Source organism: Pantoea cypripedii (assembly GCF_002095535.1).
Taxonomy (GTDB): domain Bacteria; phylum Pseudomonadota; class Gammaproteobacteria; order Enterobacterales; family Enterobacteriaceae; genus Pantoea; species Pantoea cypripedii.
Genome location: NZ_MLJI01000001.1, coordinates 1,760,617 through 1,785,275, shown reverse-complemented (window position 1 = coordinate 1,785,275; position 24,659 = coordinate 1,760,617). Strand labels below are relative to the sequence as shown.

Below are 24,659 nucleotides of genomic sequence, written 5' to 3'. Positions count from 1 at the left end.
CCTTATGCCCGATAGATCAGGGATTCCACCTGGAGCGGCTTGCTGAAAATTTTCCGTTCAGTGAACACGTCATAAAATTTCTGGAACCATTGCAGGTTGCTGCCGGTTAACTGGTCATACATCACGAATCCCGGCAGCGGCACCTCTTTCACCAGCGCCGCCTCAATCCCGGTGTAACCCGCCACATACTGGCGCGCTTCATCCGGTTGCTGCTGGATAAATTTGACCGCGGCACCATAGGCATCAATCACCTGCTTCGCCCGCGCCGGATCGGCCTTGATAAAGCTGCTGGTGAGTGCCGCCGCGCCACCAAACCACGGCGCGCTGGCATCGCCCAGCACATATTTCGCAATCACCCCGGTTTCCAGCACTTTGCCCATGCCCTTCATGCGCGCGACAGTGCCGGTTGGCTCCAGCGTATACACGCCATCAATTTGTCCGGCGGCTAACGAAGGCGCATGCTGACCGACCGGCAGCTCAATCACTTTGGTATCGGTGAAGCCATTTTTTTCCAGGATGATCTTCGCCATGGTGACGTTCTGAATGCCCGGACCGCTGGCGATACGCTTACCTTTCAGATCGCTGATGGATTTTGCGGTGCTGTTGACCGGCACCAGAAATTCGTCCAGCACCATTTTTTCGTTGGAGGGGTTAGAACAGATGATTTTGAACAGGTCCGGGCTGGTAATCGCTCCCAGGCCGAGCGCGCCGGTGGCCGTACCATTGGCACAACCGTGGATACGTCCGGTGATCATCGCTTCCACGACCTGCTGCGGGCTGGCAAATTTCACCGCCCGCACATTGACGCCTGCCTGTTTAAACAACCCTTTCTCAATACCGGCATATAACGGCAAACCGCCCACAATCGGCCAGTAACCAATCAGGATTTCGTCCTCTGCCGCCTGAGCGGATGGACTGCCCAGCATGCCGCTGAGCGCGACGCCACCTAATGCCAGCATGGAATATTTCATCATCTGGCGACGCTGCGCGTTAATCTTCTCTTTATCATTGTTGTGCAAGGTGTATTCCCCCAGGTCATTGGCCGGTATGCGGCCTTGTATACAAGCCTGAGGAAATGAATGCAGAAGTTGTGCCAGTTTATTCAGGGCGCGTCATTCGCTGCCTGTGCGTCCGTTTATCCGTGCCAGAGAAAAGTCATGGTGCACCAGGCGCACCATATCCGGACAAACCTGCATGCGCGGATGATTATCGATGCCCGAGAAAAAACATCATGATGACAGCCGCAAACAGCAGCAGGTTGACGCCCCCCAGCCCCACCACCAGCCATTTAATGCTATTCAGCATCTGACCTGAGCGCTGATGAAGTGTGGCATGCTGTTGCTGCAAATCTGTTAACTGTGCAGCCAGCTGCTGCTCACCTTGCCGAAGTGCTGCCATCTGCTGCTGTGACTGTTGGTGATTTTTTTCCGCATCACTGGCAAATGTTTGAGTCTGCTGCTCCAGCCGCTTCTCGTATTCCTCCCTGGCGATGGCCTGCTCTTCCTGATATTGCTGTTGCGCATTCGACAGGGTGCTGATGGAAAGTTTGATCTCCCGTTTCAACGATTTTAATGACTCACCAGCCTGATACGAGACGTTGTCATTAATGGTTTCGATAACCGCTTTCTGTTGCGCCAGCTCACGCGTCAGCAAGGTCAGAAACAGTTCCTGCACCAATTCATCCAGCATCCGCTCGTCATTATCCTGCGCAATAACCGGGTCATGTTCCACTGACATGCACTACTCTCCTAATGCTCTGACATATTCGTAGTCTTTCTTTAACGCACGGGCAGCGAGTAGCCAGGCCAGTCGCTCAGCCTGACCAATATCCGTACGCCTAATGTGTTGTTCAATCAGGGTGGCTCGTTCATTTTTCGCCACTCTGATCAGTTCCTGAAAGCGACGGCTCTCGCCAATCAGCTGCTGATAATGATCCTCGTCACGCATATGGCTGTGCGTTAATTCCTGTTGCTGCGTATTGATGCGCGTAAGCTTATTGGTCACTGCCGTCAGGAGTTTGTCTCGCCGGGTGGTGTGGTGTTGTAAACGTTGCTGGCGACGACGATGTTCCTTGATGTGTCTCTCCAGCTCACTACGCTGGAAATTAGCGGCTAATGTGGTGATCAGTTTCAGGTGTTGTTTGATCGCGTTGATCGTTTCCTGATAGTCATGCTTATAGTTGCTGGCAAAGAGATAATTATCCGCATGATAGCCATGCAGCTTTTGCTCAATCGCCGTGAAGGCATGGTGGTTAATCTGTTGCGCAGCGAAATGGGCAGGAAGGTGCTTTAACGCCGGATGAAGCGCCATCTCTTCTCTTGCCTCAGCAATCATTTTCAGTAAGGCACTGACCGTTCTTGTGCCCATCGGTGGCACAGCGATGGATTGATGCGCGTTGCGCGCCTGTCTTTTATTCAGCCGTTCCCGTAGCCGCTGCAATCTGTCCAGTCGTGTCTGGCTCTTTGCCAGATGCCGGGAATATTCAGTCTGCACAGACGACAGCTGCTCTTTTTTACGCAGGTAATATTCCTGTTCTTTGTCCAGCGTGCTGTGCAGCGCTGTGTACTGCTGCTGCAACTTGTCCCGGTGGCGGATAATTAATTCAGGTAAGGCGTATCCCGTACGTAAACGAGAAAGTGGATGGACCGCCTGCAACATATGATGGCGCAGGTCGGTTAATATCTGCTCACGCAACCGTTGGCAATAGTCAGCATAATCGTCACCCCCCTCAATCAGGGTTTGCCAGGAGTGACCGCATTCGAGCGGATAAATGTGTTGACGCATCTCCGCCGGAAGTTGCAATTCCAGCGTATTGATTTGCTCAAACAAATAAGCCTGCAGCCAGGATTTATCGGGGGAAACACGGCGCAACATTTCCCGAATGGAACTGTTGCTAAAAGTCCGGGTTAATACAATTTTGTAGCGATGTGGCTGCCAGAACCAGTCAGCCAGTAGGTCATTACCCAACTCCTCGGGTTTCAGAAAGCCTAAATAATCCGCTTTGCCGGTCAGCAGGATCACATCCGCAGAACGAATAAACTGGCTGGCAAGCTGAGTCACATATTCCCTTTCATTGTCATCCGCAGCCTGAATACCCGGCAGGTCGCGGATTAACAAACCATTTTGCCGCTGCTGAGGATGGAAGAAACGTTGCGGAATAAATACGTCGATACTGTCAAAGTAGCGCCTGCCCGCCTGAACCTCTGCACGCAGGCTGGCGAAAATATCTGCCGCCCCGCTATCCGACCAGGCGGTTGTTCCCTGGTCTTTGTGGCTAAAATACCAGGCATCATCCCGTGATATCCGGTAACGGTAAGTTCGCGCCGTTGACGCGTGACCTAATGCCTGCCCACCACGCAGCAGCTGGTTAAGTTCTTTAAAACAGTCATCCCTGACGCCCAGCAGGGTCAGAATCAGGGAGGTTTTTCCCACCTGCGTCGGACCATAGACAATGACCGATATCTGGCGGGAGATGTCTGCATGAGGCTGGATTAACCGCTCGGCATCAACCTGACGCAGCAGGTTGATGTAGCTATTTTCCGCCCATCGATAACGCTCATGGCAAATATCACGCCAGATATTGTTTGATACTGGCTTCATACTGCCGGGCTTCCTTTTGTACCGTCGTGAGTCCCTGAATAGCTAACCAGAGATAGCTTTTCTGCGTGAGGACATCCTGCACGCCAAATAAACGGTTGAGGTTGATTTCAATCAGCTGACGCAGATCGCCCATCGTGTCCTGATAACGCTCGATGATGACGTTTTCATTATATTGCGCCAGTTCCTTCATCATCCGTTCAATATACCAGGCCTGAGCTTTATCACTCTCACTCACCACGCCCGCCACCTGATACAACGCATAAACCGCCGCACCGACCAGCATCGCTTTGCCTGCTATCGCGACAGGCGTAAATACGCCGCTATCTTCATTCTGCGGAGTGCCCACTTCGCCATCCAGCGTGCCGTCCGCGGCGTCGGCACCGATAAACGCCATCAGCGCGGTTTTCACCGGGTGGATGCTACTCTGCGCGCTAAAAATCGCGTCGAGAATTTGTTGTGGCCGCAACTCGCTGGTTAGCTCTGACGCTGCGGGCATCGCCTGGTTGATCGCCACCCAACCGCGCGCATATTCCATCGTCATGGCAGGCAGCACTTTTAATACCGTGGAAAGCTGGTCTAACTGCGGCGGCGCATCCCTTGTTGCAGCCGATCCCAGCAGATGGCGCAAAGGGGCCAGCGAGGAAAAATTATCCTCCTCAGCCACCGACAAATATCCCATTGTCGCCGCGGGCGAGGTCAACCGTTGGGGTGACAGCGTCTCCTGTGAAAGACCGTAATGCCTCAACTCACGACGGTTGAGCGTTTCCAGCGCGACCATATTGTGATCGGCCAGAGATTGCTGCTCAAAGCGGGTTTGCCAGGCGTCCAGTACCCGATTTTTGCGTTCACGATCAATCTCCGCCCCCTGAAACATCAGACGACGACCGAGTCCTTTTAAATTATTGACCGGCCCTTCTTCTTCTTCCTGATAACGGCGCTGGCAAGATTCAGTGGCTTTTTGCCGATGCCCGTCAGTTTCTCGTTTGATGGCTTTACGCAGTTGCTGTTCATAGCGCTCGGCTGCTTTATCGAACGCTTCAAGAATAGCGACGGTACGTTCCTCGCCACTGTCCTGCTCCGCGTACAGCAGATTCAGGTTATCAATAATATCCGCAACATCGTCATTGACCAGAGTCATCAAACGTTCGATCGCGGCCGCTTCTGACGCGGCGCTATTATGGATACCCTCAGCAAATGCAGTGCGGAGCTCACCTATCCACTGCGCTTGATTATCGACACCGGCAGCGACCACCGGTGAGGAGGTCTCATGAAAAAGTGCGGCAGCGCTCGCTTTTACCTCGGCCTTCTCCGCATCGTTCAGGCTTTCTGTTTTGGTCACGACAATCACCGGAGAACGATCGGCGAACACACTGCGCAGATCGTTCACCAGCAGGCTCTGGTTCGTATTTGCCATTAACGTCGGGTCAGTGACCAGCAACACGCCTCTGGCGTTGACCATGACATGCCGCATCATGCCCTGCCAGCGATGATTCTGGCTGTTGCTGATCTCGTAGCCGGGCAACAGCGCCCAGACCATCTCTTCATCAATAAAACTGTCTGACTTATTAATGATTAATTTCGGATAGAGGATTTTGCCCCCTTCTATCTCCTGATTCACCATTTGCGACCAGTCACGCAGCATCTGTTTCAGCTCATCGCCACTGCGCGGCTGGCTGTCAAAAATTTCACCGGTTTTGTGGTGAGCACAGACATAAATAAATTGCGGATAATCACCCTGAACATCGTGCCGTTGCTCAATAAATAACGGTATCTGCTCGCCCCGTCCCGGATTCGCCTCAAGCCAGCTATCGTCAATGCCCAGCAGGCTTTTTGCCAGAGTGGTTTTACCCGCTCCCTGCGTACCGGCAATGGCATAGATAGGTTGTTGATGCAGCATCAGCGTCAGCTCAACCTGACGTAACACGTTTAAAATTTTATGGGTATTTTCGCTGCGCTCATTGCATTCAATTGAGACACGCAACGCAGTACGCAAGGCTTTTGTGAGGTTTTCTAATGTATGGGTGATGAGTGACATATCTGGCGCGGTGTCCTTATTCGCAGAGGGATGGCGAGCAAAAAAAGGGTGAAATTCAGGAAATGCTCTTATGAGCATCGGCCTGAGATAGAAAATCTTTAATGCAAGATCGCTCAGATTTTTCGCAGGTAAGGCAACTAAATTCTCCTCAACTTCAATGTCTTTGCGTTTATCCCCTGCTCACCCCTTGATCGCGACGGGTAATTGAAAAATACTGTATATAAATACAGCTAGCCTGAAGTTCATTATGTACGCACTTGTCGACGTCAACTCCTTCTACGCCTCGTGCGAAACCGTGTTTCGCCCGGACCTGCGCGGCAAACCGATTGTGGTGCTGTCCAACAATGACGGCTGCATCATCTCGCTGAGTAAAGAAGCCAAAAAACTTGGCATTAAAATGGGTGCGCCCTACTTTAAGCAGCGTGAAGAATTAATGCGCCATCAGGTGGTGGTGTTCTCCTCCAACTATGCGTTGTATGGCGACATGTCGCAGCGCGTGATGGATACCCTGGTTCTGATGGCTCCGCGTGTCGATGAATATTCAATTGATGAGGCCTTTGTTGATCTCACAGGCGTCGATAACTGCATCTCCCTGGAAGCGTTTGGTCGGCAGATGCGCGATCGTATTTATAAAGAGACGCATCTGCGGGTCGGCGTGGGCATTGCGCCGACCAAAACCCTCGCCAAACTGGCGAATTGGGCCGCCAAGCGCTGGACCAAAGCGGAGAACGTCATGGATCTTTCTGCTCCGGTACGTCAGCGCAAACTGATGGGGATGGTGCCGGTGGATGAGGTATGGGGCGTCGGTCGCCGCCTGGCGAAAAAGCTGAATCTGATGGGGATTGAGAAAGCCCTGCAACTGGCGGATACCCCGACCGCGTTGATCCGCAAACAATTTGGCGTGGTGCTGGAACGCACGGTACGTGAACTACGTGGTGAACCCTGCCTGGCGTTTGAGGAGGTGATCCCCAATCGGCAAAACATCCTCTGCTCACGTTCATTTGGTGACCGGGTGACCGAGTACGGTGATATGCGCGAAGCCATCAGCAATTACGCCGCGCGTGCGGCAGAGAAATTACGCAGTGAACGGCAATATTGCCGCCATATCGGCGCATTTATCCGCACCAGCCCGCACGATCCCCATCATCCGTACTATGCCAATTCAGCCAGCACCACACTGGTCACGCCGACACAGGATAGCCGCGACATTATCCATGCCGCACTGAGCTGCCTGGAGAAGATCTGGATGCCCGGCAAACGTTATCTGAAAGGGGGTGTGATGCTGGGGGATTTTTTCAGTGACGGTGTGGCACAGTTTGATCTGTTCGCCGACTACCCGCCACGACGCAATAGCGAACAGTTGATGCAATTGATCGACAGCCTGAATGCCCACCAGCGTGGCGCATTATGGTTTGCCGGTCAGGGCATCCAGAAAGCCTGGTCGATGAAACGGGAGATGCTGTCACCCGCCTACACCACGCGGTTTTCTGATGTACCGGTGGTGCGATAATACGTAAACACTGGAGTTTTTAACTGTGGGCTATGATCAATTTGCACAATGGCTCATTGATATAATATGTTTGCTAACATATTTAAAAATCAGCTTTTTTATCTTTATTTATCAGGATATGTATAGAAAAACGGATTATTTATACAATAACGATGGGATGCATATACTTTTCCCCCGTTTTTATGCATGAGATTACCCTGCAAGAATGCGGTTCAGGTCGTTATCTAATGTACTAGTGGTCCGTTAACCCACGCGGCTACGATGCCGGCCAGCTCACCACATTGAACCCCTCTTCCGGCTGTGGGGCGACAAAGTAACTGTTGATCAGCGCGAACTGCGCATCGGTGGCGGCGAAATCATGTTCACCCGCCGCATTGCGCGCATGCAGCCGCGCTTTGCACAGGTCATCGGTAACATCGAGAAAATGCAGCTGATGCGCGGCCTCGGCGGTCTGGATCACCGTTTTCATCCATTGGCGGTTTTGCAGCGTATTGGCGGGGAAATCCAGCACCACCGATACCCCACAGCGCAGCAGCGAGATCAGGTGTGGCGTCATGGCGTTACGCAGCTTCGCGGCACAGCGGACATAATCCGTCACCTCACGCATTTCATCGGCAAACAGATGCGCCAGCCAGGCATCTTCACTGATGATCACCGCGCCCGTTTCCTGAGCCAGCCGATGTGCCAGCGTCGATTTCCCGGCAGCAATTTTGCCGCACAGCAGATGTAAAGTGGCGGGGGATTGTGTTAACGCGCGCGCAGACGCCATAAAGCAGCTCCTTTTAAGATGACGGCTTACCATGCCTGCAATTGACGCGCAGGTAAAGCCCTGCCCAGGGTTCGCTACACTTAAAACATCCTTCGAGTAAAAGGAGCAGCACAATGAACCAGAATCTGCATAAAATCGATTTTCCGGTCAGCAAGGCGCGGAAATATCTGGAGCCAGGACCGGTGGTGCTGGTTAGCTCGCAGTTTGGCGATCAGCACGACATCATGACGCTCGGCTGGCACACCATCCTGGAGTTCTCGCCATCGCTGGTGGGCTGTATGATCGCCGGAGGCAACTACAGCCATGAACTGATTCGGCAAAGCGGCCAGTGCGTGATCAACGTTCCCTCATCCGATTTAATCGATAGCGTCGTGGCGATTGGTAACTGCCACGGCGATCGTATCGACAAGTTTGATGCCTTTAAGCTGACCGCAGAACCGGCGACAAAAGTTAACGCGCCGTTGATTCAGGAGTGCTTCGCCAGTTTTGAGTGTCAGCTGTACGACGATACGATGGTGGATAACTACAATCTGTTTATCTTTGAGATCGTCAAAGCGCATGTGGTGGAGAAGCCGGAGTTTCCGCCGACCCTGCACTATACCGGTGAAGGTCGTTTTACCGTGATGAGCAATCTGTTGCTCGATAAACACCGCGACTTTAAGCCAGAAATGTTAATCTAAACAAGGTTGATTTCATGAAAGCGCGCCCCCACAGTAACGCTTTCGCCCTGACAGGAGTAAAGACATGGCAATTGAATACGCGGTGATCGCGGGTGGCTGTTTCTGGTGTACCGAAGCGGTATTTAAAGGTCTGATTGGTGTTGAGTCAGTCGAAAGTGGTTATACCGGTGGCACGCGTCCTCATCCCACTTACGAGCAGGTATGCAGCGGTGCAACTGGCCATGCCGAAGCGATCCGTATCGGTTTCGATCCGGCGCAGATAGGTTATGGCGATCTGCTGGATATCAGCTTTGTCACCCATGACCCGACGCAGCTTAACCGCCAGGGCAACGACATCGGCACCCAGTATCGTTCAGCCATCTTCCCGGCCAACGCCGAGCAGGAAGCGGAAGCCATCGCGGCTATCGCCCGCGCGCAGGAAGATAATAAAGATCCGATTGTCACCACCATCGAACCGCTGGGGGAATGGTATCCGGCGGAAGATTATCACCAGGATTACTGGGATGGCGCAGGCCAGCGTAACGGCTACTGCCTCGCCGTGATCCCGCCGAAGTTGCAGAAGCTGAAAAAAAGCTTTGCTAACCGCATGAAACCGCAGAGCGAATGACCGTCCGGGTGCGTGCTTGCACGCACCCCTAAAAAAACCGCGACGATACCTGCCTATGCCAGAACCCTATTCACCACCGGATTTCCCACCGCGTAAGCGACCGATGAAACTCAATACGCTGGTCACGCTGATGCTTAGCACCGTGATCGCGTTGGTGCTGCTCAGCGTCCACCTTATTTACTTCTTTCAGATTGGTGCCACCACGCGCGCGCAGCTGGAAGATAAAGCCATGGCGGTGGCGCGCACCCTGGCCGATTCGCCGGAAGTACAACACGCGCTGTTGCTGCCGCCCAATGCCCTGTTAATTCAGCCCATCGCCGCAGAAATCCAGCAGAGTAATAACCTGCTGTTTGTGGTGGTGACCAATATGCAGGGCATTCGCTATTCCCATCTCAATCCGGAATTGGTCGGCCAGCATTTTATCGGTGACGATCTCGAACCCGCGTTGCGTGGCCATGAAAATGTCTCGGTGAATCAAGGGGCGCTGGTCAAAGCCCTACGCGTGTTTACCCCGGTGTATAACGCGCAAAAACAGCAGATTGGCGTGGTGGTGATTGGTATTTCCCTCAGTGCGGTGACTGACCAGATAAACCAGAGCCGCTGGAGCGTGCTATGGACGATACTGATTGGCGCGCTGGTGGGTGCACTCGGCACCTTTATTCTGGTGCGGGTGCTGAAGCGTATTCTGTTTGGCCTCGAACCGCATGAGATCTCCACGCTGTTCGAGCAGCGTCAGGCGATCCTCAACTCGGTGAAAGAAGGTGTGGTGGCAGTGGATGATCAGGGCCAGGTCACGCTGGTCAACCAGGCGGCACAGAAGCTGCTGAGCGCCGAGATCGCCACCAGCGCCATCAGTGCCGACCGCATTTACGACGCCTCAGTGATCAACACCCATTTGCAGGATGTGCTGCAAAGTGGCCGTCCGCGCCGTGATGAAGAATTGAATGTTAACGGCCACGTATTGCTCAGCAATACGGTGCCAGTGCGCAGCCAGGGACGGATTATTGGCGCGGTGTGCACCTTCAGGGACAAAACCGAAATCAGCCAGCTGATGCAGCGCCTGAGCGGCATGGTAAACTATGTCGATGCGCTGCGTGAGCGCTCGCATGAATTTATGAATAAGCTGCATGTGATCCTCGGCCTGCTGCATATGAAAAATTATGCGCAGGTGGAAACGTATGTGCTGAAAACCGCCAATAACTATCAGACCGAAATTGGTTCGCTGGTGCAGAAAATTAAGTCGCCAGTGATTGCCGGGTTCCTGCTGAGCAAGATCAGTCGCGCATCGGATCGCGGGCATAGTCTGACCATCAGCGATGCCAGCTTTTTGCCCGACTGCGGCAACGAGCAACAGATGGCGGTGCTGATTACCGTGATTGGCAATCTGGTGGAGAACGCGCTGGATGCGCTGGATGACCAGACAGAAGGTGAGATCCATGTGATGTTGCATTATCAAAATGGCTGGCTGGCGTGCGAGGTGAGCGATGATGGCCCCGGCATTGACCCATTGATTCTGCCCACCATTTTCGCCAAAGGTTTCTCCACCAAAGGTGACGATCGCGGTGTCGGCCTGTTCCTGCTGAAGCAGCAGACCGAAAGCCTGGGCGGCGACGTCAGCGTGGAGTCAGAACCCGGCGTGTATACACAATTTTTAGTTCAGCTACCCTGGGATGGAGGAAATCAAACCGCATGATCAACGTGTTAGTGGTTGACGATGATGCAATGGTCGCAGAGCTTAATCGCTGCTATATCGGCCAGGTGCCCGGCTTTACCTGCTGTGGTACTGCCGCAACGTTACAGCAGGCGAAAGAGAAGATCCTCAACAGCGAACCACCGGTCGATCTGGTGCTGCTGGATATTTATATGCAGCAGGAAAACGGTCTCGACCTGCTGCCAGAGCTGCGTAAAGCCAACTGCCCGGTAGAGGTGATTATCATCTCTTCGGCTGCGGATGCCGCTACCATCAAAACCTCGCTGCATTACGGCGTGGTGGATTATCTGATCAAACCGTTCCAGTTCCCGCGTTTTGAAGAAGCGCTGACTCAGTGGCGGCAGAAAAAATCGCTGATGGATAACCAGCATTATTATCAGCAGTCCGATGTCGATTTACTGATTCACGGCAGCCCGGCGACGCAGCATGACAGCAAGCGCCTGCCGAAAGGGCTAACACCACAGACGCTGCGCACGCTGTGTCAGTGGATTGATGCCCACCCAGGCACGGAATTCTCTACCGATGAGCTGGCGGCGGAAGTGAACATCTCCCGCGTCTCCTGCCGTAAATATCTGATCTGGCTGGCGCAGATTAATATTCTGTTCACCAGCATCCATTACGGTGCCACGGGTCGCCCGGTGTACCGCTATCGCCTGCAACCGGAATACCATTCGCTGCTGCAACAGTATTGTCAGTAACGCAGCGGCCACGCAGTATCGAGTTGCTCAAAGCGAAACTGACGCGGTGAGGAGCAGATAATTTCCCTGTCGCGCGTGACAAAAATCGCGTCGAGTTCGGGCTGGTCAGCAAGATACGCCAGCCCCTGCTCCACCCCCATGCCATACAGCAGCGTGGTGTAGATATCGCCATCCAGTGAACGATCGGAAATCACCGTGATGCTCAGTAGTTCATTGTCGAGCGGATAACCGGTACGCGGATCGAAGATATGATGCCAGCAACGGCCATCCCGCTCGAAATAGCGTTCATAGATACCCGATGTCACCACGGACTTACCCTGTACCCGCAGCACACCAAGCAGTTCATCCTCGCGGCCAAACGGTTTTTTCAGACCGATGCCCCAGCCTGCGGCATCATGAGGCGGAGACCCCAGCGTCTGGACGTTACCGCCGAGGTTAATCAGCGCTTGCTGCACGCCCTGCTGGCGTAAAAAAGCCTGCACGCGGTCGGCAATGTAACCTTTGGCAATCGCACCGAGATCGATCTCCATGCCGGGCTGTTGCAGGAATACCGAGCGTTCAGCCTCATTCAGTACCACCTGATGTGGATCGGTCAGGGGCAATAACGCCGCGATCGCCTCAGCAGGCGGCACCTCATGGCCCTGGAAACCGATTTTCCAGCGTTTGACCACCGGCCCGATGGTGAAATTGAAGGCACTGCCTGGCAGCAGGCTGACCGCGTGGGCAATGCTTATCAACGCAAATACCGGCTCACTGACCACCACCGGATGGCGACCGGCAGCATGATTGATCGCCATCACTTCTGAATCGGCACGATTGACGGTAAACAGGTTCTCCTGCTGTTTGATCAGCCGGAATACCTGAGCAGCGAGGGGTGGGTTATCTTCGAAGAGTTTAAGCAGAATGGGCGAACCCATCAGAACGGCGGAATACGCATAGACGCCTGCGTCTGTTGTCATTATCGCCTCGTTCAGTTGTAGCGGCGCGATTTATCGCGCGGTTCTTAAAAGAGCGCAATAAATCACGCCGCTACGATGGTTTTCCGTAATTTATTGCTTAGCCTAATGCCAGTGCCGCCGCGTTACGTCCGGCTTTGATACCAAAGATAATGATATCAGCAACCGCGTTACCCCCGATACGGTTGGCACCGTGGATACCGCCAACCACTTCACCCGCCGCCCAGGCACCCGGAATCACCTGTTTCTGCGCATCCAGCACTGCGGTGTCGGTATTGATGGTGACACCACCCATGGTGTGGTGCACCCCTGGGGCGATGCGGATGGCAAAGTAAGGTCCGTGATTGAGCGGATGACGCAGCGCGGTTTTACGGCCAAAATCTTCGTCATTCTGCTGCTCAACAAACTGATTGTAACGGTTCAGGGTGGTTTGCAGCGCTTCCTGATTCATATTCAGTTTCACCGCCAGCTCGTGCGGGGTGGGCGCGCTGATGACAAAACCTTTGGCAATGTACTCATCCGCCGCTTTGTTGTTCTGACGCACCTGCTCATCGAACATGATCCACGCACTTTTCTCCGGCAGCGCGATAATCTCGGCGGAAACTTTGTCGCGGGTTTCCATTTCATTGTAGAAACGCTTGCCCGCCTGACTCACCAGAATCGCCCCACCACCACGCATCGCTTCGGAAATCAGGTACGAGGTGGTTTGTTCGACTGTCGGGTGAATCTGGATTTCGCTCATATCGACGGTATCCGCGCCGATTTTCTGCAACATGGCGATGCCGCTACCGGTGGCGCCTTTGTGGTTGGTGGTGACGAAGCCATCCAGTTCAGGGCGGTATTTCACCACCATTTCACGGTTGGCGCTGAAGCCACCGGTCGCCACAATCACGCTTTTCGCGTTGAGGATACGGCTGTCGTTGTACTCATCCACCACTTTCACGCCGCTGACCGCGCCGTTTTCGAACAGGATTTCCGCCACTGAGGTTTCCAGCAGCACTTCGATATTGCGCTGGTTAACGTTTTTCACCAGACCACTGATCAGGAAGCCACCGACAGCGGAACGATCTTCCGGACGGTGGGTACGGTCAATGCTCATCCCGCCGGTGATGGTGATGTCGCACAACTCAATGCCTTTATCGGTCAGCCAGTCAATCGCGCCGGGAGCCTGTTCCACAAACTCACGCAACAGCACCGGGTTGTTTTTGAATTTACCGCCTTTCAGCGTTTCGTCATAAAACAGCTCTTTGCTGTCTTCGATGCCTTTCAGGCGCTGATAACGGGTTTCCGCCGCGTTCATACCGACGGACGCTTTGATCGTGTTACCGCCGATAGTCGGCATCTTCTCGATAATCACCACCCGTGCGCCATCGTCATGCGCCTGGATCGCCGCCGCCAGACCGGCACCGCCGCTACCCACCACAACCACATCGTAATTCACTGGCGCATTCGGGTTACCGCCCTCGTCAATCACATGCTCTTTGCTGGAAGTCGCCAGTGCGCGTGATACCGCTTTTTTCAGCGCCTCACTCTGGGTAGTTGCGCCGGTTACGGCATCCACGTGAGGGCTGTTCGCCACCAGAATACGGGAGCGCAGACTTTCGAAGGTGCTGGTGAAATCCACATCCAGCGAGGCATCCGGCACCAGCGAGATATCGGTAATACGGTCGGTATCCAGCGTCACGTTGATTTTGAGTTTCAGCGCTTCGGCTTCGACTTTTTCCTGGAACACGCCCGCTTTGTATTTACGGCCGGTGTCGCTGGTGTCACGGATCATCGCGTCCACCAGCGAGAAGCGCCACAGCGGTTCCGGAATGGTGAGCTCTTCGCGTTTGGTGCTGTCGATAAACAGCTCCATATGTTCGTTTTTGATCACGCGATCGGCCCAGTCCGGGTAGGCGATGCAGGCTTTACCAATCGCCACCAGATCGAAACCATGCTCCAGCGCGTTTTCCGCATCTTCTTTATTCACCACCCCGCCAACACCAATCACCGGCACTTTCGCCAGCGTCGGCGAACGCAGCGCCAGATATTTGGTGATCAGCGGCGTCGGATCCTTGGTATCGACAATTGACGGACGCAGCAGCTGGCCGACGGAGAAGTGTACATAGTCAAGACCGCGTTCCGCCAGTTTCTCCAGCAGATACAGGGTGTCGTCAAAGCGGATGCCCGGCACTTCAATCTCTTCCGGCGAAAAGCGGTAACCAATGATAAAGTCCGCCGCCGCAAAGCGGTCGGCCATTTTGTGGGTGATTTCCAGCACTTCCAGCGGGAAACGCGCGCGGTTGTCGCGGCTGCCACCCCATTTGTCATCACGCTGGTTGGAGTTAGGGGAATAGAACTGCTGAATCAGGTAAGTGTTGGCACCGTGGATCTCAACGCCATCGAAACCGGCTTTGATGGCACGGTTCACCGCATCACCGAATTTGGTGATCATCACGTCCACTTCTTCCGCCGTCAGCGCCTGCGGGGTGGTCGCCCCTTCACGCGGTGCGGCAATGGCGCTCGGTGCCACCGGGGTTTTACCCCCGATCAGTGCCGGTTCCACCATGCGACCACCGTGGTAGATCTGCAAAATCGCTTTGGAACCCTGAGATTTGATGGCGTCGGCAATTTTCGCCAGGCCTGGGATTTTGTTGTCGCTATCGATGGCGATGGCACCGGGGAAGGCCGGGCCTCGGTTGTCGATAAAACAACATTCGACAATCACAGTACCGATGCTGCCCGCACGTACGCGATAGTAGTCCACCAGATCGCTGGTCACACCGCCGTCAAAATAACCGGTACAGGTGGTCATCGGTGCCATCACCAGGCGGTTTTTCAATACAGCGCCTTTCGGCAGAGTGAGTGGATTAAGAATCGGGGTGAGCGTATTCATGATAACAACTCCAAAATTTAAAAGTTTCGAATTCTTTGACAGACGCAGTTATTTCAAATTTATTTAAGAGGTCCGATTTCATACCAACAATATACCAATTTCTTTAGTTACATAATTAATAAGTTTAGTTTTTTAACTTTTAAATTATTCTGGAAATAAACACAACAGCTGAATATGCGCCACTTAAAATGTTAGTGAAAGGTTGTCAAAAATCAATTTTTTCATTTACATTAAAATTAATTTATGATAAATCATCACGTTATGAGACGCATCGCAGGCAGAAAGGCTTTCTCCCTTTAGCTTCATGACGTTCTGGCACCGCCAGAAAAGAATTAAGCAACGGTAAAAATATATGACAAAGACAAAAAGGATTTAATACTGAATCGATTTTTTGATCCAGATCAAAATGGAGTTTTTAATAAATCGCATCATATTTACATTACGCAATTTTCTCTCTTCAACATTGCAATTAAAGAAGCATTAAAGACGTAACGGCAGCTTAAAAAAGTATCAACTGAGCATTAATAACGGTAACACCTGTTGTCCCGGAACGTTAATCGCATTCTCCACAACTTGCAGACCAAAACCATGAAAACACAAACTACCCAGAGTGAACCCCTAAAAGCGCCGCCTGCCGCGCCGGGGAATAAAAACCGGCTAATTATGTTATGCCTGCCGGTGGTGATCGCTGTGCTGTTACTCCTGGTGCCAACACCCGCAGGGCTGGAGCCTTACGCCTGGCACTTCTTCGCTATCTTTGTCGGGGTGATTGTCGGCCTGATCTTCGAACCGCTGCCCGGTGCGGTGATCGGCCTGACCGGCGTGGTGGTGATCGCGCTGTTCAGCCAATACCTGCTGTTTAGCCCGGCCGAAATCGCCGATCCGAAGTTTAAAATGGCCACCCAGTCTTTCCGATGGGCAGTAAGTGGCTTCGGTAACTCCACCGTGTGGCTGATTTTCGGTGCCTTTATGTTTGCCGCTGGCTACGATAAAACCCAGTTTGGTCGCCGCCTGGCGCTGATTCTGGTGAAATATCTGGGCCGTCGCAGCCTGACGCTGGGTTATGCCATTACCTTTGCTGACCTGTTGCTGGCACCGTTCACGCCTTCTAACACCGCACGTAGCGGCGGGACCATCTATCCGATTATTGCCAACCTGCCGCCGCTGTACGGTTCAAAACCCAATGACCCCAGCGCGCGTAAAATTGGTTCTTATCTGATGTGGGTGGCGATCACCGCTACCTGTATCACCAGCTCGATGTTCCTGTCAGCGCTGGCTCCGAACCTGCTGGCGCTGGCGCTGGTAAAAAGCGTGATTGGCTTCGATATCACCTGGGGCATGTGGTTCCTCGCCTTCCTGCCGCTGGGTGTGCTGCTGATCCTCACCATGCCGCTGCTGGCTTACTGGCTCTACCCACCAGAAGTGAAACTGAATGACGAAGTGCCACGCTGGGCAACCGCCGAGCTGGCAAAACTGGGCAAACTGTCACGCAATGAAATCCTGCTGCTGGTGTTCGTGATTTCCGCGCTGCTGATGTGGATCTTCGCCACCGACTGGATTGAACCGGCGATGGCCGCCCTGCTGGTGATTGTGCTGATGCTGTGGACTGGCGTACTGAACTGGAGCGACATCACCAGTAATAAAGCCGCCTGGAACACCTTCGCCTGGTTTGCCACCCTGGTGGCGCTGGCGGATGGTCTGGCACGCGTTGGCTTTATCGCCTGGCTGGGTAAAGAAGGGGGTCAACTGCTGCACGGTTATGACCCACAGGTTTCTGCCGTGGTACTGCTGATTGCCTTCTATGTGCTGCACTACCTGTTCGCCAGTACCACCGCGCACACCACCGCGCTGCTGCCTGCCATGCTGACCATTGCGGCGGCTATCCCTGGCATCAATATGCCGGTGTTCTGTCTGATGCTGTGTACCTCACTGGGTGTGATGGGCATCATCACCCCGTACGGTACTGGCCCCAGCCCGATTTACTACGGTAGCGGCTATCTGCCCACCAAAGACTACTGGCGTCTGGGCACCATCTTCGGTGGACTGTTCCTGGTGCTGCTGATGGTGATTGCTTATCCGTGGATGGTGCTGATGTTCTGATGATGTTGCTTCGATGTTAAAAATCGCAGCCGCGAAAGAATGTTAAAATGCTATGATACTCGCCAGTCAGCCCAGCGCCGGGCTGGCGAGAGAAAAAACCTATAACGAATCGCTAATGATGCAGCCCGTCTTCTCTGTACCAGATGGGCTGCACATAACTGAGTGAGCCAACATGTCGAATAAACCTTTCTATTATCAGAACCCTTTTCCTCTCGCCAAAGATGATACTGAGTACTACCTGCTCAGCCGCGACTATGTTTCCGTGGCAAATTTCGATGGCGAAGAAGTACTGAAAGTCGATCCCAAAGCCCTGACTGTGCTGGCACAGCAGGCGTTCCATGATGCCTCTTTTATGCTGCGTGCCTCCCATCAGAAACAGGTGGCGGCAATTCTGGCGGATGACGAAGCCAGCCAGAACGACAAATATGTCGCGTTGCAGTTCCTGCGCAACTCCGAAATCGCCGCTAAAGGCGTGCTGCCGACCTGTCAGGACACCGGCACCGCCATCATCATGGGCAAAAAAGGTCAGCGTGTGTGGACCGGTGGCGGCGATGAAGCCGCACTGTCGCAGGGCGTGTATAACACCTTTATCGAAGATAACCTGCGTTACTCACAGAACGCCGCGCTGGATATGTACAAAGAGGTGAATACCGGCACCAACCTGCCCGCGCAGATTGACCTCTACAGCGTTGACGGTGACGAGTATAAATTCCTGTGTATCGCCAAAGGTGGCGGTTCCGCCAACAAAACCTACCTGTATCAGGAAACCAAAGCGCTGATCACTCCGGCGAAACTGAAGAATTACCTGATCGACAAAATGATGTCACTCGGCACCGCCGCCTGCCCGCCCTACCATATCGCGTTTGTGATTGGCGGCACCTCGGCAGAAAGCACGCTGAAGACGGTGAAACTGGCCTCCACTCACTACTACGACTCGCTGCCGACCGAAGGTAATGAACACGGTCAGGCCTTCCGTGATGTGCAGCTGGAGCAGGAGCTGCTGGAAGCTTCGCAGAAGCTGGGTCTCGGTGCGCAGTTCGGTGGCAAATACTTTGCTCACGATATCCGTGTAGTGCGTCTGCCACGTCATGGCGCCTCCTGCCCGGTTGGCATGGGCGTTTCCTGCTCGGCGGACCGTAACATTAAGGCGAAGATTAACCGCGAAGGGATCTGGATCGAGAAACTGGAAGACAATCCGGGTCGCTTTATTCCGGAAGCACTGCGTCAGCAGGGTGAAGGCGAAGTGGTGCACGTAGACCTCAATCGCCCGATGTCAGACATTCTTGCTCAGCTGTCGTCGTTCCCGGTCTCTACCCGCCTGTCGCTGAACGGCACCATCATCGTGGCGCGCGACATTGCCCATGCCAAGCTGAAAGAACGCATTGATAACGGCGAAGGTCTGCCGCAGTACATCAAGGATCATCCGGTGTATTACGCGGGTCCGGCCAAAACACCAGAAGGTTATGCGTCTGGTTCACTTGGCCCTACCACCGCCGGTCGTATGGATTCCTATGTGGATCTGCTGCAAGCCAACGGCGGCAGCATGGTAATGCTGGCGAAAGGCAACCGTAGCCAGCAGGTAACCGATGCCTGCCATAAACACGGCGGCTTCTACCTCGGCAGTATCGGCGGTCCGGCCGCAGTACTGGCGCAGCAGAGCATTAAGAGCCTTGAATGCGTCGAGTACCCTGAACTGGGAATGGAAGCGATCTGGAAGATTGAAGTGGAGAACTTCCCGGCGTTTATTCTGGTGGATGATAAAGGTAATGATTTCTTCCAGCAGATCCATAATCAGTGCGCGGCCTGCGTGAAGTAACCCTCCCTGAGGTGCGCAGCAATGCGCACCTCCACCAAATTGCGCGATAAATCGCGCCGCTACACATTGGTGCAATCTGCACTACAACACAACAACTTCACGTCATTCAAACCCACTCACCTCCACGCTCTTTTGCTAACCCACTATTAATTAACTGATTAATTTTTATTCTCCTGCTGGCACAAAATTTGCTCATTTTTAATTATCTGATTAATTAAATTCGTGGCATGCGCCACATTCACGCCAACACCAGGAGAACGTTATGACGGTCGATGAAGCGATAGCGCTGTTTGACGCGCAACGCGAAAAGATCTGGTTTGAACAACCGGCAGAAATTGCCGCACTCGGTAGGGGGGAAGTGCCACGCGGCACCGGCGCCCGTGGTCAGTACCTCAGCACCATCATTTTTGCCGAAGGGGAAACCCGCACGCTGGCGGATGAAATGCTGTGGGGGCTGATCCGTGTCGGGGAAGACAACCCGACAGCGGATCTGAAAACCCTGCAATTGCTGATCAAAGAAATCATGGGTTACAAAGCCAACTTCTTTGACTTCGTCAGCCTGCCGGATGCCGCCCGCATGCTGCACACCTATGTCGAGGTGGCGGGTGAGTGTGAAACCCTGAGCGATCTGGTGCGCCTGTCCCATAGCGCCTTGTCCTGGGCTAACCGCCTGCATATGTGGGTCGATTTTATTCTTCCCTGGGGTCTCGGGGACGGTTTTCGTCGCGTTAAAGCCTGACTGGGAGAGAAAACATCATGAAACTGGCTATGCATGTTGCCGACAAGAAGATCTGCGTCATCGAAGTATGGGAAGACAAAGTGCCCAATCTGGCGAAAGTGCTGCGCGAAAAGCTGCCGCTGAAAAGCGTGCTGCAACACGGCAAACTGATTGGCGATATGGTGTTCTTCACCCTGCCGATCGTCGCGCCGTGGGAAAACAAATACCTGACGCAGGATGTGGGTAAACTGCGCCGCGAACAGTACGGCGAAGTCACCGGTGCCGTGTGCTACTACAGTCCGCGCCAGCAGATGTGCGTGGTGTATGGCGACGACACCGCTGACGAGCCGCTGCCGATCTCCTATATCGGCCAGGTGATCGAAGGCAAGCTGGAACTGCGCGTCACCGGGCTGGAAACCTGGTTCGATCAGGGCCGTACGGTCGAACTCAGTATTATCGATTAAGCATGAAGCAGCGCCTGCATGGCGCTGTCTATCTGTGCCGATGCCTCCGCAAATCGGGCGGGCGCACCGGCACAATGCCCATAAGGAGAAACCAGCGGACGTAACTCGCCCTGACGCAATTCCGCCACCTCCAGCGCCGCCTCTTCCAGCGTAAAATAGCGATCGTTGTCGCACGGCATGACGATGCAACGCGCGCCAATCTGCGCCAGCGCCGCACGCCAGTCGCCCCCGGCCAGCAAGCCGACATCGGCGTGATACCAGCTATACAACGCACTCAGCAAATCATTGGCGTCCAGTGCCTGATGATCCCGTTCCCAGTCCACCAGCAGCGCCTCCAGCGAATCGAAGCCCAGATCGCGCCAGCGTGCCTCGCGGAAAAACGCGGCAGAATAGGCCCAGCCTGCGTAAACCCGGCCAAAAGCCGCCAGACCGCGCAGCGGCGGCGTTGAGTAATGCCCCTCCGCAAACTGCGCGTCACAGCACAGCGCGGCACGCACTCCGTCGAGAAATACCTGATTATTCGGCCAGCAACGGGCTGAACCACACACCGCCAGCAGGCTCTGCACCTGTTGCGGTCGCGCCACAGCCAGATGCCATGCCTGCATCGCCCCCATTGACCAGCCATACGCCAGCGCGATACGGCGGATGCCAAGATGATCGAACAGCAACTGCTCCTGCGCACGCAGGTTATCCAGTAGCGTGACACGGGGAAATGCTGCGCCGGGCTGTAAAACCGCATTGGAAGGCGATGTCGAGACGCCATTACCCAGCTTATTCACCAGCACGATAAACCAGCGCGCCGGGTCGAGGGTTTTTCCCGCGCCAATCAACGGCAGATAGCTGGCATGGGTGCCGCTGTAATAACTAAAAATCACCACCGCGTTGTCGCGATTGGCGTTAAGCTGACCCAGGGTTTGATAGCCGATGCGGGTGTCAAGCAGCGTTTCACCGCTAACCAGCGGCAACTCGCCGAGTCGATAAAAAGCGCATAAACCCATGCCGTTCTCCATTGTCGATATGATAGAGTTAATTAATTAGTTAATTTCATAAGGATGTCGCCATGAAGGAAGCCCCAGCAGCAGAACCCGGCAGCAGGAAACCCCGTAAAACCCAGCGCGACGTGGCGGAATTGTTGCAATCGTCGGCGTTTGACCTGTTTGCCACGCAGAACTACTCATCGGTGCGCATTAAAGATATCGCCACCGCCACCGGGCTGAATTCGGCGCTGATTTACTACTATTTCGGTTCCAAAGAGGACCTGTTTATCAAGGTGATTGAATCGGCGGTGGAACGCGCCTTTGTGCAGTTTGACGACATCAAAGCCAGCGCCAATGGCCCCCGTGATCTGATCTTCCTGTGGATCGAAATCCATATTCTGCAGTTCCATCTGTTACAGAAACTGGCCAAAATCAGCCTTGATTACTCCAGCACCAATGGCCGCATCGCCAGCATCGATAAAGCCATCAAAAAGTTCTATGAAAAAGAATCACTGATTCTGAAGAACACCATCAAAGAAGGCATTGCCAGCGGCCTGTTCCGCGAGGTGAATCCGACCGACATGGCGATGCTAATCTCGACCTATCTGGATGGCGTGCTGTTCCGCAACGTGATGTTCCCCAATTTCAAATACAAGCAGGCGATCAACGTGATGCGCAATTTTGTGTTTGAAAGACTTGATGCCTGACATTCGCACCGGTAGGGTCGGCATTCATGCCGACCTGGCCCAAAAACGCACGGATTCGCACATCAAAAAATCGTGCTATAGCGATCAATTTCCCACTGGCTGACATGCAGGTGATAGCTGTTCCACTCCTGCAACTTGTAGTGGATAAACTCTTTCTTCAGCGCTTCCCCCAATGTCGCCGCGACAAAAGGATCGGCATCGAAGGCTTCCACCGCTTCCAGCAGGTTTTGCGGCAGGAAGTCGATACCCCGCTCACGACGCTCGGCTTCGCTAATGGCATACAGGTTGTCTTCATTCGGCTGACGCGGATCGATCTTCTCGCGGATACCTTCCAGACCGGCCGCCAGTGCCAGCGTTGCCGCCAGATAAGGGTTCACCGCGCCATCAGCATTACGTGATTCACACCGCCCGCCGCCTGCCGGGACGCGCACCGCGTTGGTACGGTTATTCGATCCCCACGAGTTAAATACCGGTGCCCATGAGAAGTAGCTCATCGCCCCCTGGCGCACCAGACGTTTGTAGCTGTTCACCGTCGGGGCAAACGCGGCGCAAAGCGCGCGTCCATGTTTCAGCAAGCCGCCGATAAAGTGATAACCAGTGTCGCTCAGCCCCAGTCCCCAGGGATCATCGGCGCTGGTGGCATCACGTTTAAACAGGTTGGCCCCGCTGTTGATGTCATACAGCGACATATTGAAATGCGCGCCAGTGCCGGTTTTGTCGGCAAACGGCTTTGGCATGGTAGTGGCAATCAGCCCGCGCTGTTTGGCGTAGTGTTTCGCCATAAAGCGGAAGAAAATAAAACGATCGCAGGTAGTCAGCGCGTCAGCGTAATTGAAGTCGAACTCGTATTGCGAGTTGCCGTCTTCATGGTCGAGTGAATATAGATCCCAGCCCAGCGCATTGATGGTGGAGGAGACTTCATCCAGCCAGCCGAACTGGTCAACAAAGCCCTGCAAGTCATAGCAGGGTTTATTCAGTTTGTTATCACGCTCCGGCACCACCAGACGCCCATCTTCCTCGCGTTTCAGCAGGTAGATCTCACACTCGATACCCAGGTTAAAACCAAACCCCATGGCGTTGGCCTGCTTGATAACATTCTGCAATGCCACCCGGGTGCTGAGCGCATAGGGTTCGCCTTTGAAGTGGTTGTCAGCAGGCATCCAGGCAATTTTCGGTTCCCACGGCAGCTGGATGATATGGTCGAGATCCGGCACCGAGGTCAGCTCGTCTTCGTGCGGCGACTGGCCCAGTCCATCAAGGGCATAACCGGTATAACGTTCCGATCCCTGCGCCATCTGATCCAGATGCCCGATTGGCACCACTTTGCCCTTCGGCACGCCGTGGATATCCACGTACGCCCCCATGCAATACTCCACCCCTTTGGCCATCAGGGCCTGTTTGATCTCGGCGATCTGTTGCGCGGTTTTCATTAATGCCCTGCCTTAGTCATGTTCAACAATAGAATGGGGAATATAGGGTGCATCCAGCGCGGCGATTTCCTCCGCGCTTAACGTCAGATCCAGCGCCGCCAGTGCGTCGCTCAGGTGCAGGGAACGGGTGGCACCGATCACCGCTGAAACCACCGCAGGACGGCTGTAAAGCCATGCCAATGCCACCTGCGCCATCGGCACACCGCGCGTTTGCGCCACCTGCTCCACCACACGGATCACCGCGTTGTCTGCCTGGACGGTCGCGGCATAGAGAAAATCGGTATAGCTGTCGTCCGCGCCACGGGTGCTGGCTTTCGCCGCATCCACCGGACGCGCCAGACGACCACGCGCCAGCGGGCTCCATGGCGTCACCGCCACTCCCTCCGCCTGACACAACGCCAGCATCTCGCGTTCCTCCTCGCGGTAGATCAGGTTGAGGTGGTTCTGCATGGCGATAAAACGGCTCCAGCGTTCGTACTTCTGGATTTGCAGCGCTTTGCTGAACTGCCAGGCGAACATCGATGAAGCACCGAGATAACGCACCTTGCCGATCTTCACCAGGTCATGCAGCGCTGCCAGCGTCTCTTCAATCGGCGTGTCGTTGTCCCAGCGATGGATTTCGTACAGGTCGATATAGTCGGTGCCGAGACGACGCAGGCTGTGATCGCACTCCTGCATAATCGCCTTGCGCGACAGTCCTTTGCTGTTCGGGCCGCTGCGCATCGGGTTATATAATTTGCTGGTGATCACCACTTCATCGCGCTGCGCAAAATCCCGCAGTGCACGGCCAAGAATTTCTTCACTCGCCCCTTTGGCGTAGATGTTGGCACTGTCGAAAAAGTTAATCCCCTGCTCCAGCGCCTCACGGATCAACACCCGGCTGGCTTCTTCATCCAGCGTCCAGCTCCGGCCACTGCGTGCCGGTGGCGCATAGGTCACCGTTCCCAGACAAAGTGCGGAGACCTCCAGGCCGGAGTGGCCCAGCTTTACATAACGCATTGCC

20 protein-coding genes are annotated in these 24,659 nt (G+C 54.2%); 10 read left to right on the top strand and 10 right to left on the bottom strand.

Annotation, left to right across the window (positions count from 1 at the left end; all coding sequences use genetic code 11):
* Positions 1–2: 2 nt before the first annotated feature.
* From HA50_RS08335 to HA50_RS08320, 4 genes are all read right to left on the bottom strand, one after another.
* Positions 3–959 carry an ABC transporter substrate-binding protein gene (locus HA50_RS08335; protein WP_420851471.1) on the bottom strand — a complete coding sequence of 319 codons (957 nt, stop codon included), beginning with the start codon at positions 957–959 and terminating at the stop codon, positions 3–5.
* A 247-nt stretch (positions 960–1,206) separates the two neighbouring features.
* Complete coding sequence (locus HA50_RS08330) at positions 1,207–1,737, bottom strand: hypothetical protein (protein WP_084873989.1); 531 nt, start codon at positions 1,735–1,737, stop codon at positions 1,207–1,209.
* Between the two features lie 3 nt (positions 1,738–1,740).
* Positions 1,741–3,600 (bottom strand): hypothetical protein, encoded by a 1,860-nt coding sequence (locus HA50_RS08325; RefSeq protein WP_084873988.1) that lies wholly within the window; start codon positions 3,598–3,600, stop codon positions 1,741–1,743.
* Positions 3,569–5,635, bottom strand: coding sequence for a hypothetical protein (locus HA50_RS08320; RefSeq protein WP_084873987.1), 2,067 nt, complete (start codon positions 5,633–5,635; stop codon positions 3,569–3,571). The genes HA50_RS08325 and HA50_RS08320 overlap by 32 nt, the downstream gene beginning before the upstream one ends.
* Positions 5,636–5,882: 247 nt before the next feature.
* On the opposite strand from HA50_RS08320, the gene umuC reads away from it, so the two are divergent.
* A complete protein-coding gene (gene umuC / locus HA50_RS08315) occupies positions 5,883–7,145 on the top strand; it encodes a translesion error-prone DNA polymerase V subunit UmuC (RefSeq protein WP_084873986.1) in 1,263 nt (420 codons plus the stop codon).
* A gap of 256 nt (positions 7,146–7,401) precedes the next feature.
* Here the strand turns inward: umuC and HA50_RS08310 are convergent, their stop codons facing one another.
* Positions 7,402–7,914 (bottom strand): P-loop nucleotide/nucleoside kinase family protein, encoded by a 513-nt coding sequence (locus tag HA50_RS08310; protein WP_084873985.1) that lies wholly within the window; start codon positions 7,912–7,914, stop codon positions 7,402–7,404.
* Positions 7,915–8,027: 113 nt separating this feature from the next.
* Between HA50_RS08310 and HA50_RS08305 the strand changes: the two genes are divergently transcribed.
* From HA50_RS08305 to dcuR, 4 genes are all read left to right on the top strand, one after another.
* On the top strand, positions 8,028–8,594 hold the full coding sequence (locus HA50_RS08305; protein WP_167379242.1) for a flavin reductase family protein: 567 nt from the start codon (positions 8,028–8,030) through the stop codon (positions 8,592–8,594).
* 64 nt (positions 8,595–8,658) lie between these two features.
* Complete coding sequence (gene msrA, locus HA50_RS08300) at positions 8,659–9,201, top strand: peptide-methionine (S)-S-oxide reductase MsrA (RefSeq protein ID WP_084873984.1); 543 nt, start codon at positions 8,659–8,661, stop codon at positions 9,199–9,201.
* Positions 9,202–9,256: 55 nt separating this feature from the next.
* Positions 9,257–10,894, top strand: coding sequence for a sensor histidine kinase (locus tag HA50_RS08295; RefSeq protein ID WP_084873983.1), 1,638 nt, complete (start codon positions 9,257–9,259; stop codon positions 10,892–10,894).
* Positions 10,891–11,610 carry a two-component system response regulator DcuR gene (gene dcuR / locus HA50_RS08290; protein ID WP_084873982.1) on the top strand — a complete coding sequence of 240 codons (720 nt, stop codon included), beginning with the start codon at positions 10,891–10,893 and terminating at the stop codon, positions 11,608–11,610. The genes HA50_RS08295 and dcuR overlap by 4 nt, the downstream gene beginning before the upstream one ends.
* On the opposite strand, the gene HA50_RS08285 is transcribed toward dcuR, so the two are convergent.
* Together HA50_RS08285 and HA50_RS08280 are read right to left on the bottom strand one after the other, a co-directional pair.
* Positions 11,604–12,569 (bottom strand): FAD:protein FMN transferase, encoded by a 966-nt coding sequence (locus HA50_RS08285; protein ID WP_084873981.1) that lies wholly within the window; start codon positions 12,567–12,569, stop codon positions 11,604–11,606. The genes dcuR and HA50_RS08285 overlap by 7 nt on opposite strands.
* Before the next feature lie 97 nt (positions 12,570–12,666).
* Positions 12,667–15,444 carry a flavocytochrome c gene (locus HA50_RS08280; protein WP_084873980.1) on the bottom strand — a complete coding sequence of 926 codons (2,778 nt, stop codon included), beginning with the start codon at positions 15,442–15,444 and terminating at the stop codon, positions 12,667–12,669.
* A 588-nt stretch (positions 15,445–16,032) separates the two neighbouring features.
* Between HA50_RS08280 and HA50_RS08275 the strand changes: the two genes are divergently transcribed.
* The 4 genes from HA50_RS08275 (at position 16,033) to HA50_RS08260 (ending at position 20,542) form a co-directional block, all read left to right on the top strand.
* Positions 16,033–17,544, top strand: a complete 1,512-nt coding sequence (locus HA50_RS08275) for an anion permease (RefSeq protein ID WP_084878423.1) — start codon at positions 16,033–16,035, stop codon at positions 17,542–17,544.
* Between the two features lie 172 nt (positions 17,545–17,716).
* A complete protein-coding gene (fumA, locus tag HA50_RS08270; RefSeq protein WP_084873979.1) occupies positions 17,717–19,360 on the top strand; it encodes a class I fumarate hydratase FumA in 1,644 nt (547 codons plus the stop codon).
* Positions 19,361–19,622: 262 nt separating this feature from the next.
* Positions 19,623–20,099 (top strand): cucumopine synthase-related protein, encoded by a 477-nt coding sequence (locus HA50_RS08265; protein ID WP_084873978.1) that lies wholly within the window; start codon positions 19,623–19,625, stop codon positions 20,097–20,099.
* Between the two features lie 17 nt (positions 20,100–20,116).
* A complete protein-coding gene (locus HA50_RS08260; RefSeq protein WP_013508755.1) occupies positions 20,117–20,542 on the top strand; it encodes a DUF3830 family protein in 426 nt (141 codons plus the stop codon).
* On the opposite strand, the gene HA50_RS08255 is transcribed toward HA50_RS08260, so the two are convergent.
* Positions 20,539–21,540, bottom strand: coding sequence for an alpha/beta fold hydrolase (locus tag HA50_RS08255; RefSeq protein ID WP_084873977.1), 1,002 nt, complete (start codon positions 21,538–21,540; stop codon positions 20,539–20,541). The two genes, HA50_RS08260 and HA50_RS08255, sit on opposite strands and share 4 nt — an antisense overlap.
* Positions 21,541–21,602: 62 nt before the next feature.
* On the opposite strand from HA50_RS08255, the gene HA50_RS08250 reads away from it, so the two are divergent.
* Entirely contained in the window at positions 21,603–22,226 is a 624-nt protein-coding gene (locus HA50_RS08250; RefSeq protein WP_084873976.1) for a TetR/AcrR family transcriptional regulator, read from the top strand.
* Between the two features lie 62 nt (positions 22,227–22,288).
* Here the strand turns inward: HA50_RS08250 and glnT are convergent, their stop codons facing one another.
* Both glnT and HA50_RS08240 read right to left on the bottom strand, forming a co-directional pair.
* On the bottom strand, positions 22,289–23,656 hold the full coding sequence (gene glnT / locus HA50_RS08245; protein ID WP_084873975.1) for a type III glutamate--ammonia ligase: 1,368 nt from the start codon (positions 23,654–23,656) through the stop codon (positions 22,289–22,291).
* Between the two features lie 12 nt (positions 23,657–23,668).
* On the bottom strand, positions 23,669–24,655 hold the full coding sequence (locus HA50_RS08240; protein ID WP_084873974.1) for an aldo/keto reductase: 987 nt from the start codon (positions 24,653–24,655) through the stop codon (positions 23,669–23,671).
* Positions 24,656–24,659 lie beyond the last annotated feature (4 nt).